Below are 19,108 nucleotides of genomic sequence, written 5' to 3' on the forward strand. Positions count from 1 at the left end.
TGGCGGAATTGGATTCTGAACGCATTGGAAAGACGGCATGGATTCAATGGTCATTCCGGAGCCGCTGGTGCTGCCAGACGTGCGGGAACTACCTCAGATGCCGTCCTTGCCGGGATGGGTCGCCTTGCGGCTCGACTTAGTCAAGATGGTCGAGCAGCGATCGGAAAAGGACGGGAAGTTTCATCAGAACCTTCCAACCTTGCCCCGCAGCTCGCTCTTGAGCCTCCCAGAGAGGGAAGCGATTGAGAACTACGTGGCCGAGCTCCAGCAGCTTTGTGACCATACTGCCAAGAAGGACCACCGACTTCGCTCAGATTTACTCGCAATTATCGCAAGGATGATGCTGGGGCGACCGTCTTCACCCCAAAATGAGCTTGGAGTTGAGGCGAGCGGAGAGGACTATTTCGACACCTTAGAAGACGTGCCGATTTGGTGCCTGTCGTCATCATATCGCAGGTGGCTCAGGGGTGAAGTTGGAGCGGGACAGGATGGGCGGGCGTATGTCACCCAATGGCGCCCCGACCCGACGATATGGCGTCGTATCGCCCTTGAGGATGCGTACAAAGTTCAGAGCCGGGTCGTTCGGCTACGGACGCTACTAAGGGCTGAAGCTCTAGCGGAATACGATGAGGCGCACCGTGCGCGGATGAGAGAAAGGTTCGCGGATCTTCTGACAACGCTCAAGAGTGCCAAAGTTCAGTAAATCTCGTGAGTTCGTTGGTGCTGGTCGGTTAACGGCGGCGGCGTCGACGATGATACCTACCGTGGGATGCAGCTAAGGTATACCCGGCCTCAAGCGTGAGGGTGGCTGCCGGCGCGATGAGCGGTGCCGTAAGTAGACGCGACCTGCACGTCCCCCATCGGCAGTGCAGGGTCCGATAGCGACGGGCCTGGCTCCGCCGAGCATGATCGCTGAGGACATGGGAAGCATCTCGATGCGAATGCACCGGGATAGCTCGCCTATGTCCTCCGCAACAAACCTTCACCACCGAACATTCGGCAAGATCGCGAGACGAAATCAAAGATCCTAGCTGTTGTCACGGGTCGTCCGGCGTGCAGTTTCAAGGCGGATAAGCCCCCCTGCTATGCTGGGCTCTCGCATGTTAGTAACTGGGCGCCACTCCCGCCGCTGCTTTCAGCAAGGCTCATAGGGCCATGGAGAGTACGGCGAGCAATCCGGCCGCGGCCAAGGCCCAAACGAGCGCCTGCTCTATCCATGGTCGATCGCGCGTCATCGTAACGTCGGTACTCGGAGATCGCCGTTACTCGGCGCCGCCACACGTTTGTCCCACTTGATCCAAATCAATGGATGTTAGTCATTATGGGGACTGCATCCGCTTTCTCGGGGACGGTGTATGGGAGGTCCGATTTCCAACCCGCGCCAGACCTAGCGCCGGTGTCTCCGTAAGGCCAGCTAAGGGCCAAAAGCTGCCCTCACTGGTCACCCCGATCCACGGCGGCGTTGGGCCAACAGCGGTTGCTTGGTTGCTTCCTTTCGCATGCAGACAGGTAATTACAGTTAGTCTAAAAGGGCCGTTCAGACCGGGATAAAGAGTTCCGGTTGCGGGGGGCGAATGGAATTCGCACGCGACATCGCCAAAATCAGCGGAATTGCCGCCGTACCGACCATACTTGACGTGGTAAGTCGGACCACAGGCATGGGGTTCACCGCGGTTGCCCGCGTCACCGAGGACAGATGGATCACCTGTGCATCGCGAGACGACCTTGCCTTTGGGCTGAAACCGGGTGACGAGCTGAAGGTCGAGAGCACGATTTGCCACGAAATTCGCCAGAGCCGCGAGGCCGTGGTTATCGACCATGTCAGCGAGGCCGCAGAATACTGCAATCACCACACTCCGGCCCAGTACGGCTTTCAGAGCTATATCTCGGTGCCGATTATTCTTCCCGATGGTTCATTCTTCGGGACGCTCTGCGCGATCGACCCGAAACCGCGCAAGCTAAATACCCCTGAAGTCGTCGGCATGTTCAAGCTGTTTGCTGAGCTGATCGCGGCTCATCTCGACGCAGCCGAACGGGTGGAGTTAACCGAGAGCAAGCTTGCCGCGGAACGGAAGAACGCGGAGCTTCGTGAGCAATTCATCGCCGTCCTCGGCCATGATCTCAGAAATCCGCTTGCCTCGATCCAGGGCGGCTTGCGGCTCCTGAACAAGAAGGTCGATCAGGAAGGCAAGAATTGGATTGCACTCTTGCAGGGCAGCGTGAATCGGATGGCGGTCTTGATAGACAATGTCATGGATTTCGCCCGCTTCCGCATGGGCGCCGGGATGCAACTGAGCTCCAGACGCCAGCACTTGGAACCCATCATCAAGCAGATCGTTTCCGAGTTCGAAAGCGTTCACTCCGAGCGCCGCATTTTGTCGGATGTTGACGCACCGGCGGCGATAGACGTCGACGCGGGCCGATTGGGTCAGATGTTGTCCAATCTGATCGGGAACGCGATTACCTATGGCGCGCCCGATGAGCCCATCAGAGTTGTTGCAAGATCCAGCGACGCGGGGTTTGAGATCCAGGTGATCAACAAAGGACCGCCGATCCCCGCGCAAGCGCTGCCGCATCTTTTCACCGCGTTTCAGCGAGGTGACGTTGTCCCTAACCAGAAGGGACTGGGACTGGGGCTCTACATCGCACAGGAAATTGCAAGGGCGCATGGCGGACGGATCTTTGCCACGTCGACCGAAGATAGCACGATCTTCACCGCAGCCTTTGCCGCGCCGGCCGACAGAAGCGATGAAAGTCCAGCCGTTCTCGTTTCAGAACAGTGAGCGTTCATCAGACACTTCCGCGTCGGGTCTTGGCTGTGTGAAAACGCCCCACGGTCGAATGCGATAGGACAAGTGAAGGCCGATGTAGCGCTCATGCTCGCAAGCAATTTCAAGCGAAATGGCGAACAAAAGAACGTTATTCTAGCCGGCTTTCGACTGTTCGCGTTTTTACGCAGCCAGGGTCACAAGCTGCCCATGCCACGCCATTCACGACAGGTGGCTAGTGAGACAGAACCGGCCGGGAGAGCCGCCTCGGCGGTGTGCTACCATGCCTGGTACGCGCCATGCCCTTAGTGTATGTGTGCTCCCCTAACGCTGCTGTCCAGCCGGTGGATTGCTTCATCGCGGTCGGCCTTTTTTGTTTCACGGGTCCCTCTGGCTTTCCGACCGGCCGTGGGTAATTCGCACCCCGCCACCGCGGTAGCTGAAGGTGCTGAAAAGTGAGGTTGACAAGGTTGACGCGGTTGACAGCCCGGTTGACAGGGGAGGGGGTGTTCAGAAGTCTAGAACGGGATTCTAGGATCAGTCTCCCTGGTTCGTACGCAAAGAGTTCAGAACGGTTTGGGCAGGGACAGCGGAGCGGATCCAGGGTGGGGCTGGTCGCTTCCTCAATGGGCTTCGAGCTGTGGACCGGCCCCACTCCCCCTGTGCAGGTTTTTTCTCCTCGATTGAGAAAGTCCGGAGGGGTGGATCGCCTCATGGGACTTCTTTGAACCTTCGCAAACTCCGCGTATGTTTCGGCGCTGCAATAGGGGCGATGCTCAACAAGTCCCGGGCCGGAGAGCTGGCAGTGTTTCAGCAAAGCTTTCTCGATTAGAGTGAAAGCCTGATTCGCAAGCACAGAAAATCAGGGGGAGCAGTGAGCCGCTTTTATCCAACAGGTGCTCCGAAATTGCTGCGTGCCGCGAAGAACTGGCGTGATGTCGCTTTAAGACGGGAAAATTCGATTTTCACTGCTGATCAGGTTTGGTCAACTGCAAACCTCCAGGTTTTGGATCAGGTCTTTACTCAAAATCCTGACGAAACTGATCGGCCCTTCTCTGCGAAACTTCAAGATCAGCTCAGCGGATGCACCGGTCTGATCAAGCAATTGGCAGCAGAAGTACTATGGCTTTTGTTGTTGTGTCCCAGCAACATCTCTCCGGAGCGCAAGCGCGAGAATATCAGAACCATCTGGGAGTGGTCACAGTCGCCATACCCTGCCACCAGCGAATGGCTGGCCGATGATGTTCTCTCCGGTATTGGGAGCGCGGGGCCCGGTTACAGCAATCACCGGCCAAGAGAGCTAACGTTCTGTCTGAATTTTCTTCTTTCGTTTCGACAGCTGAGCGATGATCGTCAGGCTCTGCTGCTAGACAGCCCATGGGAATTCGCAGAGTGGCTACAATCCGTGCCGGACGCGCAAGCGCGTCAATTCCGGCACATGATTCTCCATCTTCTATTCCCTGATGAATTCGAGAGGGTATTTTCTGCAGGCGATCGCAAAGCGCTTGCCGAGCGCTTTGCGGGCGCATCCCCTTCAGAAGCGAACAAGATGTCGGCAGTAGAGCTTGACAGGCTGCTGCACAAGACGAGAGCCAAGCTCGAGCAAGAATATGGAACGGCGGAGTTGGACTACTATAGAAGCCCACTTCGGGAGCTATGGCAGCAGGATTGGCAAGCTGATACTTCGGCAATCGCCGCACGCCACGTGCGGCAAGCGATCCAGGAGCTCAAAAACGGAGGGGTGCCGCCGGATGCGAGGTCGTCGAAATACGATCTTGTAGACGATGGCCAGCGATACCCGCCCAAGCTTGTTTTTTCACTTGCTTACAAACATGCCACCGGCAAGGAGCTGCCCAGGAACGAGTTTTCTGGAGGAGACGATACAGCTTCATTTCGAATCCTTAGAAAGCTGGGATTCTCGATAGTGCCGAAGGACTTGATCGGCGATCTCGTTTCCAGGTTCTTAGCTCAAGCGGATGCTGGCCAAGATCTTCGCACAAGCGAGTATCCGAAGGAGTATGGCAGTCTTCAAGTAAAGGTTAGCTTCGGTCAGGGCGTTTTTTCTCGAGTGCCTTGGGTTGCCTTCTTGGCTCCTGGCCAGAAAGTAAGCGAAGGCATCTATCCGGTCCTACTTTATTATCGGGAAGCAAAGGTCCTGATCCTCGCCTTGGGCGTGAGCGAAACCAATCCACCCGAGAAGAGCTGGGACCATACTTCTGAATTAAGTACGGTGGCAGAACTGCTGCGCGAGAAGCATGGCAGAGAGGCAGAGCGCTATGGCGACTCCTTCGTAGATGCCTCATTTACCGTTCCTGACGGACTGGAATTGAATAAGCTAACGGAGCGATTGGATACTATGATCGCTCGATATGAACGTACGCTTCATTCGACAGTCGAGACGATTAATCAACAGTCGGTCCAGGAGCTATCATTAGCGGACCTCTTGAAAGACATTTTCGTTGAGCGTGAGTTCTTCGAGCGATTACTCCAGCGATTGGAGTTGAAAAAGAACCTTGTCTTGCAAGGGCCGCCAGGAGTAGGCAAAACATTCTTGGCTCGGCGATTAGCGCAAGCAGCAACTCAAGCGCTGGAATCAGATCGCGTCGGTATAGTCCAGTTTCACGCTTCGTATGCTTATGAGGATTTTGTCCAAGGCTACCGGCCCGATGGCAAAGGTGGATTTGAACGGCGGGATGGTGTTTTCATGCGGTTCTGTCGACGCGCGCTCGCAGATCCGGCCCGGCCATACGTCTTTGTCATCGATGAGATCAATCGCGCCAATCTAAGCAAAGTCTTCGGTGAGCTCTTGATGCTTATCGAAGCCGATAAGCGAACAGAGCTCTATGCGGTCGAATTGGCGTACTCGACTGACGATGATGCGCGCTTCTATGTGCCGGGAAACGTTCATATCATCGGCCTCATGAACACCGCGGACCGATCTTTGGCGCTGGTCGACTATGCTCTACGACGCCGGTTTGATTTCTTCACAATCATGCCCGGCTTTGAGACTGAGCAGTTCAGATCCCACATGTTGTCTAACGGTATGTCAGACGATCTCTTCTCGCATCTGAAGCAGAGCTTCAGTGAATTGAACAAAATGATCGCCGAAGATCGGGACCTAGGGCCGGGCTTTGTCGTTGGGCACAGCTTTTTCTGTGATCTCCCCGTGGCCGGTGATGTCGAAGATGCTTACAACGAAGTAGTTGATCTCGAAATCATTCCTCTGCTTCGAGAGTACTGGTACGAGGGTGCGCGTGCCGAAGAGTGGCGAAAGAAGTTGCTCAAGGTCTAGGCTATGAGCTCCTCGATTCCGATCGCAAATCTTTACTATTTGCTCTGCTATGCGTGGGACAGACTAGATCAGGGGAACTTAGTTGACGTCAGTTCCTTGCGGTCGACGGAGCTGGCAGACTTGTTTGCTCTTGTGCTTTGTGATGGCATTCATCATTTGGCTCGTCGCGGCTTGGAGCAGAGTTACGATGTTCGTGAGGAAGAGATTGGCGGAATTCGCGGCCGTATCGACATATCGCAGAGCCTGCGCCGCTCGTTGTTCTTCCAAGGACGGGCTCATTGCCGTTTCGATGAGCTGACGGTCGACACCCCAGCGAATCGCATCCTGAAATCAACTCTGGTCGCGTTGCTCGAGCTACGGGATTTGGATCCGAGGCTCCGCCACAGGGCCTATCGCACAGCCCAACTATTACATGGCATACGCCGCGTCCGGCTCTCTCAAAGAGATTTCGAAACCGTGCGCGTGACATCTAATAGTCTCTTCTATCGATTTTTGCTGAATGTATGCAAACTTGTATTTGAGTCTTTGTTGGTGGATGAAGGGACTGGGGAGACGAAGTTTCGCGACTTCACGCGAGACGAAACGAAGATGGCGCTCCTGTTTCAGTCCTTTCTGTTTAACTTCATCGCGCGCGAATGTTCCGATTGGAAGGTCAAGGCCGAAAACATCGCCTGGCAGGCAACCAGTGTGACAGATCCGGAGTTGCGGTTGCTGCCGAGAATGCAGACCGACATTTCAGCCGTCCGCCCTGGCGAATATCGCATCATTGACGCCAAGTTTTATCAGCGGAGTGTCGGGTCCTATTTTGGCACCGAGAAGTTTCACAGCGACAATCTGTACCAGATATGCAGCTATCTTCTGAACGCACGTCCCTTGGGGCATATCCAGGCAAGCGGAGTGCTTATCTATCCTCGTGTGGATCGCCACATTCGGCAGCGATATGAGATCGCAGGTAGAACGGTCTCGATCTACACGATCGATCTCAACGCGCCCTGGCAGGCGATCGACAAAGAGCTTCGCGAGCTGATGCTTTAGGAACGCGCTTGCCCTGGCCCCTCATGGCTTCGCGACCAGATGGTGGGCCGCTTACGTCAGCCAACGGCTGAGTTCTTCCACAACATCTCATTGCAAATCTTGCCTTGTTCGTTTGATTTCCGTTGCGCGGGTGAGAGGCACCGGTTCAGTGACGTCGATTAGTCAGCCGCGATCAATGCGGAGTTTCGGTCGCCTATTACCGTTCCTTTGATCTCGATCGGACATCCGCGCGAATTGGTGCAGCGGCCGATAGTTTGCTCTCTGGTCTCTCTAGACGCTTGCCCGAGCAGAACTCCGACAGGGTTGGTATCCTGCTGGTTCTGCAGCAGAGCAGCGGTGTTGTTGTCGATGAGCACCATTAAACCGGTGACAGCGACCTTCTTGCCGTGAAGGGAACGTGCGTCGATCTTCAATTCTCGGATCGAAATTGACTTGTAGCCGGCGCTAGTCAACGATGCGACGTGTTGCGTTTCCCTCTCATTCTTCAGCTTTGAATGCTCGGCCATGAGTCGAGCTTCGACAAAGCTTGAGGTTTCTCTTCTGCGTTCGGCGCCGTAAGTCGCCAAAACGGACGAAGACGCGTTCCACATCGCGAAAGATGCAGGCAGATCGGGCTGCTTGTTCATGCGACAGAACGCTGCGACGCGAAGGATCGTGGCAAGATCCTCGTCGCTCAAATCTATCGCCTTCGTCGAACGGTAAACCTGTTGCCTGCCTTGGTCGGATAAAATGGAGGTGTCACACGAAGAGAATTGATTCTTTAGCTTTTGGAAGAATGGCTCGTTCGTCTTTTCGTGAGCCTGGATGATCGCTAACTTACAAAGCTGCTTCGCAGCGCTCGCCTCTGGCGCGCTTGAGCTTTCGCCTTGGATCACACCGGAGATGCAGAGGTCGTAGACGTTCTTCGCGACCTCGTCCTCGAGGCCTGAGAGGCTGGGCCGTCTTCCGATCGTGAGGGACACATTGATGTCGCGCGCGTCTCTCTCGACTATTAGCGTCAGCTCGGCCCCGATCCCCTTCGATGCCACGATGCCCGTAACGTCTGCTGGTGAAGAAACCTGCTTTCCGTCAATTGCTCTGATTATGTCTCCGCGCTGAAGCTGAGCCGCGGACGCCGGGCTGCCACCCTCGATGCTAACGATCCATGGCCTTTGGGTAAGAGCGGGGGCATCAAACGTCGGAAATTGGCTAGGGTTGTAAAGTCCTATTCCAATGTAAGGGGAAGGCTTGTCGCCTTGCTTCAGCGCTGCAATCTCGCGCTCTTGCTTCTCACCGAGAAACGTTTGGTACTTGGCCCGTTCCTCGGCTTTCGCCGCGGGGTTAAGTCGACCGTAACCGCCCATAGATGGTAGAGGCTGTCCCGGTCGCGACTGAAGAAGTTCGATCGCTTGTGCTGGGGCATCTACATTCGACGAGAAAATTAGTAGTGCCGCAAACCCGGCAGAAGCAACCAAACGGTCTCGCATTGTTCTTTCCTGCTTTTTGCAAGTTATGCGCGAAGCCTTGGTAGGAAGCAAAGACTGAAGCGAATGGATCGGTACCACTTTAGTCTCTACCCAAATTTCGTCGCGCGACACCGTGCCTGGCGGCGCAGTGCGGTCTATCGAGCGCGTTATCCTGCTTCTCGAAGATCAGTTTTCTAGTTTGGCCTAGGCGTACGGCTTCGCGGTGTGACCAGTGCCGATGCTCGGAACTCCATCGCCGTTGCTCCGATCCCGTGCAAATTCTCGCGGTATCCGATTTCGCTCACGCTGCCGCAATTCGAGTGCTTGCGTTATCCGCCGCAGTTCCGTCTCCTGGAACACCCGTATAATTACGGGTTGTGACCAACTAATTATCTACCGGTGGTTAGCGATTCCATCTGGACGCAAGAAGCCATCTTGATGTAGCTCATTATCGCTTTACGCATTGGGGGAACGTGATGAAAAATCATAAGAACATTCTGTCACTCGGCGCGGCTCTTGCTTCTCTCACAACCATTGCTATGCCCGTCGCCGAAGCGGCACCGGCAGCCACGTCCGATGCAGGTGCGTTGGGCCGAAACGAACATAGCGCGACGGCAAAGCTCACGCCCAACACCTTTGTGCGGGCGGGCGAGGATCTGCTTGGCTTTGTAACAACCACGACTTCGGATGGAACGATCGTTGTGGCTGGACATTCGTCGCACGCCTCCCATGCGTCTCATGCTTCGCATGCGTCTCATGCCTCTAGCCGATACTAACGCGAGCGCACCCACCGTAAGTGTAACGGTCAATTTCGACTCGAGCGTCCAAACTCTGGGGGCGCTCGAGGCCGCCGTTTATCGCTTAGTTGGGATTGCCACGTGTCAAATTGAACGAGATGGGGATCGGTTTGTCTGCCATCTCGCGTCAAAATCGACTTCGCGCCTTTCGTTGACCTCCCTTGAGCTTAAAGAGCGTTTCCTTGAAATCGTCTCCGATGAAAACTTGAGAATGCGTGTAGCCGAGAGGACGGAGGGTGTGCGGAACGTGATCCTTGCACTTGCCTTCGGCTCCCTCGCCTCATCTCAGGGCAGCTAGCTAGGCATCCGGTATGGCCAAGTTTCTACCGCCTGACGCATTCAGTGCTCAAGGCGACGCATTGACGTTGCTGCCATTCAATTTCGAACGAATCGGCTCGTCCAACGATTACCTGGTCGCGAACTTGGTCGGCGACTTTGTTCGTTTGACCCAGGCTGAGCTCAATAAGCTCGTTGATCTGCAGCTCCAGCCAGGAGATGGACTTTATGAGCGTGCCTATGCCGCTCATTTGGTTACTCGCGAAGGTCAGCAATCTCAACGACAGCTACTAGCTCTTCGGCTGCGAAGCCGAATGTCGTTCCTACGTCAAGTCACGCCTCTGCACATCTTCGTAGTCACCCTTCGCTGCGAGCACTCTTGCCCGTACTGCCAAGTCTCTCGGCAAAGCACAGATCGCTCCCGCTTCGACATGAGCGAGGAGACCGCCCAGCGCTCCCTCGATGTTGCGTTTCAAAGCCATTCGCCACGGATAAAAATCGAGTTCCAAGGCGGTGAACCGCTTTTAAACTTTCCGCTAATCAAAACGATCATTTCGGCGGCGCGGGCCAAGTCCAGCACGACAAACAAGGCCGTTGATTTTGTGATCGCCTCGAATCTCGCCCTTCTGGACGACGAGATTCTTGCGTTTTGCAAACAAAACGATGTGCTCATTTCAACTTCATTGGATGGCCCTGCAGATCTGCACAACAAGAATCGTCCAAGGCCGGGTGGGAATAGCTACGAGCTTGCTGTCAACGGATTGAGGCGAGCCAAAGAAGTGCTTGGTCCTGACCGGGTCGGAGCGCTAATGACGACAACCGAAGCGAGCTTGGATCGTGTCGACGACATTATCGATGAGTACCTGAAGCTCGAGTTGGACGGCATCTTCCTCAGGCCGCTTTCGCCTTTCGGCTTCGCTATCAAGACCAAACAGTATCATCGATACGATATCGAGAAATGGCTCGCTTTCTACGAGAATGGTCTACGCCGAATCATCGAGATTAATCGCTCGGGCAAACCGTTCAGAGAGTTCTATGCAGCGCTGATCCTCTCTAGGATGATGTCGGATCGACCTATCGGTTATGTTGACCTTCGTAGTCCCGCAGGTATCGGAATCGGTGCGCTCGTTTACAACTATGATGGCAGCGTTTTTGCGTCAGACGAAGGTCGTATGCTGGCTGAGGCAGGCGACAACACATTTCGTCTCGGTCACGTCAACAAGGACGACTATCGCTCCTTAATCATGTCGGATCGTCTCATCGACACAATCTCGTCGTCGCTAACTCAATGTGCTCCGGAATGTTCAAGCTGCGTATTTGAACCCCATTGTGGCGCTGACCCGGTTTATCACCACGCGACGCAGGGCGATGCGCTTGGCATCAAGCCGCTGTCTGCATTCTGCGCGAGACAAAAGGGTGTGATGCGCTTGCTTCTTCGGATGTTGGAGGCGCCATCGGATGCAGCAATTCTGCGGAGTTGGGCTACGTGACCAAGCTTCAATTATCTGGGACGGCCATCGAATGTTATGGTCTAGATCCAAGTCGAGAACGTTCCGTGGTTCGGCTCAATCAACCAGACCGATCCAGTGCGGTAAGCCCCTTCGATTTCGCGGTCGTTCGAACAATCGAAGAGCTTGGTCGCGCACTGTTACATAATTGGCGCTCAGTGCTTGGACTTGGCGATGAACTGGCGCCGCTCCTTGCAGAGGGGACGGAACGCTCGATAGTGCTGCCAAAGCATTTTGACTACCTGGTCCCCGGCGACGTTATCGGCATTCAACACGCCTCTAAACGCTTTCGCTCGCTCTACCGACACGGATCGAAGCATAATTCGTTCTTGGTCACGGAGAGATGCAACAACTACTGCCTTATGTGTTCACAGCCTCCGAAAAGTGTAGACGATTCTTGGATCTTAGATGAGATCTCAGAAAGTTTGCCACTCCTCGATAAGGAGTTGCCGGCTCTAACCTTCACGGGTGGCGAGCCGTTGACTAATTGGCGCAGATTTGTGGAGGTTATGGCCGAATGCCGCGACCAGTTGCCAAATACCGCGGTTCAAGTACTAACAAACGGCAGAGCGTTCGCGGACTCTCAGATCGTTGATGCTTGGAGTTCGACTCGGCACCCAAACCTGATTGCCGCAATACCGGTCTATTCGGCCGTCGACCACATTCACGATCATGTCGTGCAAGCGAGGGGAGCCTTTGACGAGACGCTCCTCGGCATTCTTAAGCTTAAAGACCGTCGTCAGCGCGTTGAAATCAGGATCGTTCTTCACGCGCTGACTGCTCCTGCTATCGCACAGACTTGCCGCTGGTTGTCTCGCAATTTTCCGTTCGTTGACCATGTCGCGATTATGGGTATGGAAAATACGGGTTTTGCGCTCGCAAATGAAGCGCTCCTATGGATTGACCCGATGGACTACAGGACTGAACTCACTGAGGCGGTCGAGCTTCTCACCGCCGCACGTATCAACGTTTCGATATACAACTTGCCGCGCTGCACGCTTGACCGAACTATTTGGCCATTCGCTGTACAATCGATTTCCGATTGGAAGAACGGATATGTCGAAGTATGTGGATCGTGCTCTGAGCGCGCGCGATGCGGCGGCTTCTTCACATCAGGGCGTACGCGCTTCAGCCGCGGCGTCCGTGCGATCGCCTAACCATTCATTACTGAGAGAGTTGCTATGCGCCGTCGCGACGGTACGCCTCTGATCATCGCTAACGACCAAGCGCGTCCTTTGGGCAGGGTGGATCTCTCAGGTAAACTTAATCCGGGTAGGTATGACGAAGCCTGGCTACAAAAGCTGTTGTTCGATCATCCAGAACTGCTGCCCACGGAGCAGATCGAACCCGGGTTCGGGAATGTCGTGCCGCTTTGTCGCGAGCTTCCCCTTGCGTTTGGCGCTGGCAAGACCGGAGCCATGGATAACGTCTTCGCGACTGCTGATGGTGGCTTGCTGTTCGTTGAAGCGAAACTGTGGCGCAATCCAGAAGCTCGACGAACAGTTGTGGCACAAGCAATGGAGTACGCGGCCGCAATCTTTCGGCTGAGCTATGAACAATTTGAATCGGCTGTTGAGCAGGCTAGAACAACCGCAAACTTAGCCTCAAAGTCCTTGTTCGAGATAGTCAAGGAGAGGGATGAGGGTGTAGACGAAGCAGAGTTCGCAGACGCGATCGCCAGGAATCTTAAAAGAGGAAGAGCGATCATCGCGGTGGTAGGTGACGGTATCCGTGAGGATCTGGAACTCTTGGCTGAATTACTTCAGACTCACGCAGGCCATCGATTTACGTTTGCTCTCGTCGAGCTTGCAATTTACGCGAGCTCGGACAGTTCAACCACGTTCGTTACGCCCTCAGTGCTCGCAAAGACTGCGTTGATCGAACGTGGAGTTGTTCGCATCGAGGACAGCGGCAAGGGTGAGCAGCAGATTGTCATTAGCGGCGCTGCGGCCGAGTCTCGGCTAACGGACAAGCCCCGGCTTATAAGCATGGGGGAGGACGAGTTCTACGAGGTTCTCGATAAGCGGAATCCGGGGATGTCGGCCATACTGAAGGGCTTTTTGGCTAAAGCTGATGCGCTCGGAGTCACGGCTGATTGGCAGAGAGCTTTGAACCTTAAGCATGCCTTCCCGGAAGGGAATCCTCTGAATCTAGGAACGATTGACAAGTCTGGCTTTTTGGAAACAGGTCCTTCTAGTTGGTGGGATCGGACGCATATCGGGAGAGCCTATAACGAGCGCCTTGCGAAGTTGATTAGTGGTTTCGCCAGGGAAACGAAGGATGGCAAGGAATCGGCGGTTCGCACCGCCGCCGGTAAGATGCCTAGGCTAACCGACTTTCTGCCGAAGCATGAACAAGCGTGGTTGAACGCCATGTCGGAGTACATCGAAGCTGCCTTGAAGCAGCACGGTTCGACCGATTAGAAGCTCTAAACTCGATCTGTTTGTGTTACCAAGCAGCTAGGCCACCGGCCGACTTCTTCCATAACAACTGACCTGCGTATGGCGCTCAGCCAGAACCTGGCTCTGGCTCCTGAAAGACGAACAGTTGCTTCGCCCCGAGTGCTCCGCCGTTCCTGACCTACTTCTGGTGTTTCATCTTGCTGAGATCAGCACGTCTTGCCAGCCTCATCGAGTGTTGAACGACCTGCGCTATGGTGCGGCTCGAACTCATTGGCATAAGTATTGTGGAAATTGAGTAATCGTTGCGCCACCGCCAAAGTTCTACGAATTTGCTGGTCTGTTAACTCAACCCAATCCTTCGATGGCTTCTCGACCAGCACTCGAAATATTGTAGTCGTTCCACTGATCAGGAAGGAGGCTTCGGGGGGCTTCTGAGACTCGGGTGAAGGCTTGTGTCGCGCCCCATTCCAGAACGACAGATCCATAACTCCGTTCTTTACTTTCCAGTCAATGGTGATTCGGGCTGGCAGATCACCTTTGAAGATCACCCACCAAGAATTTCGGCCTTTGTCGGTCGGGGGCTTCATCTGTAGCGCTGGGAACTCGGTTCGGGCGATCTCATATATTCGTTGCCACATGTTTGTGACTTCCGGCGCCGGAATCACTATGTACGAGCTCTTGGCTTGTTGCACCGCTCGAAGCAGCAATGCGGCTCGATGTTTTGCTCGCTCGGTGTCTTGGGACCCGATGGCGTGTGCGACATCCTCGTAGGAAACACAGCCGTCAAAGTGTGCCGCTGCTGAATTGCCTTCGCTGTACTTGCTGGGCGCGATCAAGACACAATATGCCTGTTGACCGCCGCGGGCCATTTCGTTCGCTCGAGCTCGATACCGTTCGGGCTGCATTGGTTGAAATGCGGCGTCGATTTTGTTTTCGATCAAAAGAACGCCGCTTTTGCCGCCAACCAGGAAACGCGCTAATAAATCCGTCTCGCCTGTGCCGTCCACGACCGATAGTGAGCATTCAGTGACCTGTAGTGGACCATCTAAACCCAAAGGACTCGAAAATATATCGCGGACGGCTTGGCTAAATATGAGCTCTTCTTGCAGCAGTACATCGATATCTCTCTCGTACAAGCGAGGAAGGACAACGTCTTCCGGCATGAAGTAACTGCTCCCTTTAGTGGGCTTTCAAAACGAGGCGCACGAATCCAGTACAGAATCCATGAATTACGAGAAAGCATCGGATACCCAGGCAAGGCGAACCTGAACATCTTCAATCGTGGGTGCCGACCCGACCAGTTTAACAAACCGGTCGAAGTCCTCTCGATTTTGGGATTTGATCTGAGCGCCAGCCGGCGAGAAGGATTGCACGATCATCCACGCTTTAGGAGCGGAGTTCTCTCGTGCTGTGAGCGCAGCAGCAAGAGTTCGTTGTAGGAGTTGATATCTTATATCCAAGAGCTGTGCAGAGTTCAGTCGCAGCGCGTTAGCATACCTTTCTACGACGGCCGTCCGGTGAGGCGGGGACTCGGAATTCTTGTGCTCTTCCTCAAAGATCCAGGAGGACACGAGTTCGTCAAAAGGTTCGTCGACTTTCGCTTCAACGGCAACGATGCCGTCAGGAACGAAAGCCATGATGTCTGTCATGGAGACGCCGCCGCCCCAGACCCTTGTCGGATACTCGAAATGGGCAGTCGTGAGTTCGTTGCTTCCGACTGCCTTGGAAATTGAGTCTGGAAGAGATCCGCTTGCGGCGCACCAGCATTTAGCTGCCTCGGCCATACTTCGTCCGTCGCGATAGTGGTACTTCCGGTCGAGCGGAAGATTGTCGCGCACGTCTGTGCATAGTGTGATTGGATGAGCATAGCCGGCCCCGAAGAATAGCTTCATTACTGTCAGCCCCTGCGGTAATGACAGGTTAGTCGAAGTCGCGACCTCGAGTCGATAGTCTGTCGACCCACTCAAGGGCAAAGCGTCTTCCCTAATTATCTGATGCGGTCAGGCGCGCAGCGAGTCCTGCAAAAGCGCTGCTAGTACGCCACGGCCTCGTAGATTGGACCTTAAACAGGTCTATTTCGGCAGCGGCGTATCGCATCCTCCCTTTCGCGCTCGTCTGAAGGCCGATATCGTTGCTGGCGGAAGCCCCCGAGGATGGGGCAGCAGGCTCGGGACAGGCTATGCAAAAGCACGGCGCGACGATTGTCTTCAGCGCTAGCGATCTGGTTGGGCATCTGAATTGTCGTTACCTCACACACCTCGACCTCAAGGTCGCCCAGGGCGAGCTGGCCAAGCCAAAACTCCGCGATGACCCGACCCTCGATGCCCTGGTGCAGCGCGGCAAGGCTCACGAGCAGGGTTTCGTCGATCATCTGGCCAAGGAGGGCGGGACCGTCACAGTTATCGCCGGCGTCGGTGTCGATCACGTCTCGGTTGACCAGACGCGGCAAGCGATGGTGCGGGGCGATGCGGTAATCGTTCAGGCGGCGTTACGGAATGGGCATTGGAGCGGTCGCGCAGACGTGCTGCGGCGAGTCGAGGCACCGAGCGGTTTGGGCGCCTGGTCCTACCAGGTCACCGACACCAAGTTGGCCCGCGAGACCAAGGGCAACACGGTTCTGCAGCTGAGCCTCTACTCGGATTTATTGGCGGTCACGCAGCATAAGGTCCCTGAGGCGGCCCATGTTGTCACGCCCGGCACGGAGTACCTGCCTGAGGCCTACCGTGTGGCCGATTTTGCCGCGTTCTACCGACGCATCAAGCAAAGCCTGGAGACCTTTGCGGCTGCGCCCCCGCTTGATGGACTCTATCCCGACCCGATCGAGCACTGCGAGGTCTGCCGATGGCGCGAGCCCTGTGCTTCGAGGCGGCGGGCCGACGATCACCTGTCGCTTGTCGCAGGGATAGCCAAAACGCAGATCGAGGAGCTGCTCCGGAGAGGTGCGGGTACTATGGCAGCACTGGCGACGCTGCCCATTCCGCTGCAGTGGCGGCCCGACCGGGGCACTCCGTCAAGCTACGAGAAGGTTCGCGAGCAGGCGAGGGTCCAGGTGGAGGGGCGTATTGCGGGCGAGGTGCTCTACGAGCCGCTGCCGCGGCTACCGGAATTTGGCCTGTTCCGGCTGCCTGAGCCCTCGGCCGGCGACATCTTTTTCGATTTCGAGGGCGACCCGTTCGTGAACGGCGGCGGGCTCGAGTTCCTGTTCGGCTACCTCTATGCCAATGACGACGGCACAGACGCCTATGTCGGCGACTGGGTGACCACACGGCAGCACGAACGCGCCGCGTTCGAGCGATTCATCGACTTCGTGACGGAGCGGCTGGCCAAGCACCCCGGCTTGCACATCTATCACTTCGCACCCTATGAGCCGGCCGCGCTGAAGCGATTGATGGGGCGATACGCCTCGCGGGAGGACGAGGTCGACAACCTGCTTCGCGCCGGCGTATTCGTGGACCTCTATGCCATTGTCCGGCAGAGCATTCGCGCCAGCGTCGAAAGCTACTCGATCAAGAAGCTCGAGCCGCTGTACCGGTTTGACCGGGCTGTTCCGCTGATCGATGTGGGCGGCGCCATGGCGCGCGTGCAGGCCAGCCTCGAACTGGCCGACGCTGATGCGATTGATGCCGGCGACCAGGCGGCCATTATCGGATACAATCGGGATGACTGCGCCTCGACTCGCGGTTTGAGGGACTGGCTTGAGGAGGTGCGGAGCGGGCTAATCGCCCAGGGGAAAACGATCGATCGGCCGCCGCCCAAGCCTGCCGAAATTAGCCAGGATCTCAGCGACTGGAAGCGCCGGGTCGCCGGACTTGTCGCACGGTTGACCGGCGACGTTCCGGACGACGTCGCCGAACGAAGCCCAGAGCAGCAGGCGCGCTGGCTGCTGGCTCACCTAATCGACTTCTTCGGGCGCGAGAACAAGGCGGTTTGGTGGGAGTATTTTCGGTTGAGCGATTTGTCGGCCGAGGATCTCTTGTATGAGCGTGCAGGGTTGGCGGGACTAACCTTTGTCAGCCACGTTGGTGGAACAGCAAAGACGCCGATTCACCGCTATAGCTTCGAGGTTCAAGAGACGGATGTTCGCGCTGATGATGATCTAAGAAGCGTAGGCGGCGACAAGCTTGGCTGCGTCGTAGCGATCTCCGATGAGGCCAGAACGATCGATATCAAGAAGCGCCAGGATACGGCGAGTTTCCATCCCGAGGCCGTGTTCGCGCATAAGTTCATCGACAATCAGGTTCTCGCTGAATCGGTGTTCCGGATTGGTGAGTATGTCGCGGACTGCGGGATCATTGGGCCTGGTGCCTATCGTGCCGCTCGCGACTTGCTGCTCAAAGTCGCTCCACGTCTGTCCGGGCAGGTGTTCGAACAAGCCGGCGAGCCGCCGCTAGCGACCGCAATACGGGCTGCACTCTCGCTTGATCAGAGCGTGTTGCCTGTGCAGGGGCCCCCGGGGGCCGGCAAAACTCATGCCGGTGCGCGTATGATCTGCGCGCTTATGCGTGACCAGCGGACGGTTGGTGTTACGGCCAATAGCCATAAGGTCATTCGTCACTTACTCGATAAATCCCTAGAAGCGGCCGCCGAGCAAAGTCTGACCATTCAATGCATCCAGAAGGTCAAGGATGAGCCGACGTCTCGTCCGGGACTGCAGCAAACGACGAAGAACGCGGACTTCGTCGACGGGCTCGGCAATGGTTGTCAGGTCGGCGGTGCCACCAGCTGGTTTTGGGCGCGTCCGGACGCGGCAGGAATCGTGGATGTTCTGTTCGTGGACGAAGCGGCGCAGATGTCATTGGCAAACGTGTTGGCCGTTTCGCAGGCGGCTGAGAGCATCGTGCTTCTGGGCGATCCAAGGCAGCTTGAGCAGCCGATACAGGGAAGCCATCCCGATGGCGTTGCAACGTCCGCGCTTGATCATGTGTTAGGTGAACATGCAACGATCGGGGCTGACCACGGGCTTTTCCTTGAGGAGACATGGCGCTTACACCCCGATATCTGCGCCTTCACGTCGGAGCTCTTCTATGAAGGCCGACTTCGTTCGCGTGCGGGACTAGAGCGGCAGGAGATTCGGTCATCGAGCCGAGTGAACGGGGTGGGCCTGCGCTATCTTGGTGTCCAGCATGTCGGCAGCCAGAATTCGTCTCCCGAAGAGGCGGACGAGATTAAGAAACTCGTCGATGAAATTCTCGCCGGCAACACAAGCTGGGTCGACGGTTCAGGCCAGCAAGCGACAATCCGGCTGGAGGACATCCTGATCATCGCTCCCTATAACGCCCAGGTCTTCGAACTTCAGGAACGATTGCCGGGTGCGCGTATCGGCACCGTCGACAAGTTTCAAGGACAGGAGGCGCCGATCGTGATCTATTCGATGACCACCTCGTCTCACGCCGACGCCCCGCGGGGAATGGAGTTTCTCTACAGCGCAAATCGGCTGAACGTGGCCACTTCGCGTGCGAAGTGCATCTGTATTTTGGTTGCCTGTCCGCGCCTGTTCGAGGTCGAGTGCCGAACGCCTCGCCAGATGCAATTGGCAAACGCGTTCTGCCGATATCTCGAGTTGGCTCGGCCGCTTTAGTTGCGAG

General features: G+C 56.0%; 12 protein-coding genes. 9 read left to right on the forward strand and 3 right to left on the reverse strand.

Annotation, left to right across the window (positions count from 1 at the left end):
* Window positions 1-37: 37 nt before the first annotated feature.
* From ACNJYD_RS02685 to ACNJYD_RS02700, 4 genes are all read left to right on the forward strand, one after another.
* On the forward strand, window positions 38-703 hold the full coding sequence (locus tag ACNJYD_RS02685; protein ID WP_439365257.1) for a hypothetical protein: 666 nt from the start codon (window positions 38-40) through the stop codon (window positions 701-703).
* Window positions 704-1,574: 871 nt separating this feature from the next.
* Window positions 1,575-2,783 (forward strand): GAF domain-containing sensor histidine kinase, encoded by a 1,209-nt coding sequence (locus ACNJYD_RS02690; RefSeq protein WP_439365258.1) that lies wholly within the window; start codon window positions 1,575-1,577, stop codon window positions 2,781-2,783.
* Between the two features lie 859 nt (window positions 2,784-3,642).
* Entirely contained in the window at window positions 3,643-6,060 is a 2,418-nt protein-coding gene (locus ACNJYD_RS02695) for an MrcB family domain-containing protein (protein WP_439365259.1), read from the forward strand.
* 3 nt (window positions 6,061-6,063) lie between these two features.
* On the forward strand, window positions 6,064-7,095 hold the full coding sequence (locus ACNJYD_RS02700) for a 5-methylcytosine restriction system specificity protein McrC (RefSeq protein ID WP_439365260.1): 1,032 nt from the start codon (window positions 6,064-6,066) through the stop codon (window positions 7,093-7,095).
* Window positions 7,096-7,253: 158 nt separating this feature from the next.
* Here the strand turns inward: ACNJYD_RS02700 and ACNJYD_RS02705 are convergent, their stop codons facing one another.
* Window positions 7,254-8,561 carry a PDZ domain-containing protein gene (locus ACNJYD_RS02705; RefSeq protein ID WP_439365261.1) on the reverse strand — a complete coding sequence of 436 codons (1,308 nt, stop codon included), beginning with the start codon at window positions 8,559-8,561 and terminating at the stop codon, window positions 7,254-7,256.
* Between the two features lie 455 nt (window positions 8,562-9,016).
* Between ACNJYD_RS02705 and hxsA2 the strand changes: the two genes are divergently transcribed.
* The 4 genes from hxsA2 to ACNJYD_RS02725 all read left to right on the forward strand — a co-directional run bounded on the left by hxsA2 (window position 9,017) and on the right by ACNJYD_RS02725 (window position 13,544).
* Window positions 9,017-9,316, forward strand: a complete 300-nt coding sequence (hxsA2, locus tag ACNJYD_RS02710; protein WP_439365262.1) for a His-Xaa-Ser repeat protein HxsA2 — start codon at window positions 9,017-9,019, stop codon at window positions 9,314-9,316.
* 332 nt (window positions 9,317-9,648) lie between these two features.
* Window positions 9,649-11,103, forward strand: a complete 1,455-nt coding sequence (hxsB, locus tag ACNJYD_RS02715) for a His-Xaa-Ser system radical SAM maturase HxsB (RefSeq protein WP_439365263.1) — start codon at window positions 9,649-9,651, stop codon at window positions 11,101-11,103.
* The gene (gene hxsC / locus ACNJYD_RS02720; RefSeq protein ID WP_439365264.1) at window positions 11,100-12,278 is read left to right on the forward strand and encodes a His-Xaa-Ser system radical SAM maturase HxsC; all 1,179 of its coding nucleotides are present in this window, start codon (window positions 11,100-11,102) and stop codon (window positions 12,276-12,278) included. The genes hxsB and hxsC overlap by 4 nt, the downstream gene beginning before the upstream one ends.
* 24 nt (window positions 12,279-12,302) lie before the next feature.
* Window positions 12,303-13,544, forward strand: coding sequence for a hypothetical protein (locus ACNJYD_RS02725; RefSeq protein ID WP_439365265.1), 1,242 nt, complete (start codon window positions 12,303-12,305; stop codon window positions 13,542-13,544).
* A gap of 185 nt (window positions 13,545-13,729) precedes the next feature.
* Here the strand turns inward: ACNJYD_RS02725 and ACNJYD_RS02730 are convergent, their stop codons facing one another.
* Window positions 13,730-14,686, reverse strand: a complete 957-nt coding sequence (locus tag ACNJYD_RS02730; RefSeq protein WP_439365266.1) for a PD-(D/E)XK nuclease family protein — start codon at window positions 14,684-14,686, stop codon at window positions 13,730-13,732.
* A gap of 66 nt (window positions 14,687-14,752) precedes the next feature.
* Window positions 14,753-15,415: a DUF6946 family protein gene (locus ACNJYD_RS02735; RefSeq protein WP_439365267.1), complete on the reverse strand. Its 663-nt coding sequence runs from the start codon at window positions 15,413-15,415 to the stop codon at window positions 14,753-14,755.
* 287 nt (window positions 15,416-15,702) lie between these two features.
* Between ACNJYD_RS02735 and ACNJYD_RS02740 the strand changes: the two genes are divergently transcribed.
* A complete protein-coding gene (locus ACNJYD_RS02740; protein WP_439365268.1) occupies window positions 15,703-19,101 on the forward strand; it encodes a TM0106 family RecB-like putative nuclease in 3,399 nt (1,132 codons plus the stop codon).
* The last annotated feature ends 7 nt before the right edge of the window (window positions 19,102-19,108 follow it).

This window comes from Bradyrhizobium sp. SPXBL-02, from assembly GCF_051853065.1.
Taxonomy (GTDB): domain Bacteria; phylum Pseudomonadota; class Alphaproteobacteria; order Rhizobiales; family Xanthobacteraceae; genus Bradyrhizobium.

Coding starts and splice junctions, on each gene's coding strand:
- ACNJYD_RS02705 (WP_439365261.1), bottom strand. CDS start 8,561: ATGCGAGACCGTTTGGTTGCTTCTGCCGGGTTTGCGGCACTACTAATT.
- hxsA2 (WP_439365262.1), top strand. CDS start 9,017: ATGAAAAATCATAAGAACATTCTGTCACTCGGCGCGGCTCTTGCTTCT.
- ACNJYD_RS02725 (WP_439365265.1), top strand. CDS start 12,303: ATGCGCCGTCGCGACGGTACGCCTCTGATCATCGCTAACGACCAAGCG.
- ACNJYD_RS02735 (WP_439365267.1), bottom strand. CDS start 15,415: ATGAAGCTATTCTTCGGGGCCGGCTATGCTCATCCAATCACACTATGC.
- hxsB (WP_439365263.1), top strand. CDS start 9,649: ATGGCCAAGTTTCTACCGCCTGACGCATTCAGTGCTCAAGGCGACGCA.
- ACNJYD_RS02700 (WP_439365260.1), top strand. CDS start 6,064: ATGAGCTCCTCGATTCCGATCGCAAATCTTTACTATTTGCTCTGCTAT.
- ACNJYD_RS02685 (WP_439365257.1), top strand. CDS start 38: ATGGATTCAATGGTCATTCCGGAGCCGCTGGTGCTGCCAGACGTGCGG.
- ACNJYD_RS02730 (WP_439365266.1), bottom strand. CDS start 14,686: ATGCCGGAAGACGTTGTCCTTCCTCGCTTGTACGAGAGAGATATCGAT.
- ACNJYD_RS02740 (WP_439365268.1), top strand. CDS start 15,703: ATGCAAAAGCACGGCGCGACGATTGTCTTCAGCGCTAGCGATCTGGTT.
- ACNJYD_RS02690 (WP_439365258.1), top strand. CDS start 1,575: ATGGAATTCGCACGCGACATCGCCAAAATCAGCGGAATTGCCGCCGTA.